1 protein-coding gene is annotated in these 501 nt (G+C 39.9%); it reads left to right on the forward strand.

The window, feature by feature from the left end:
- Positions 1–501 (forward strand): hypothetical protein (locus GO009_RS18035; protein ID WP_163627976.1); only part of this gene is annotated, 501 nt, incomplete at both ends.

A 501-nucleotide genomic window follows, 5' to 3' on the forward strand; every position in this document is an offset into this window, starting at 1 on the left:
AGAAGATTCCAGCGTATCTTCTGACTCCAGTGCTGAGGTAATTTTGCCTGCTGCGAAGATGGTTAAGGAAAGGTTTGATTCGATTGGAAATGGTATGCTCTCTTCACAAGAAGCAAGTCAGGCTGCCATAGATTTGATGCTACAGAATAACAAGCTGTTAGACAATAGAAAGCAACTATACAAATCTATTGCTATAATAATAGGAAGATTGCCCGAGAAAGACAAGAAGAGAGCTACCGAAATGCTCATGAGAAAAATGGATTGTACACAGTTATTAGTCCCACCAGAAGATTCCAGCGTATCTTCTGACTCCAGTGCTGAGGTAATTTTGCCTGCTGCGAAGATGGTTAAGGAAAGGTTTGATTCGATTGGAAATGGTATGCTCTCTTCACAAGAAGCAAGTCAGGCTGCCATAGATTTGATGCTACAGAATAACAAGCTGTTAGACAATAGAAAGCAACTATACAAATCTATTGCTATAATAATAGGAAGATTGCCCGA

Origin of the sequence: Allomuricauda sp. TY007 (assembly GCF_010468565.1) — a bacterium.
Taxonomy (GTDB): domain Bacteria; phylum Bacteroidota; class Bacteroidia; order Flavobacteriales; family Flavobacteriaceae; genus Flagellimonas.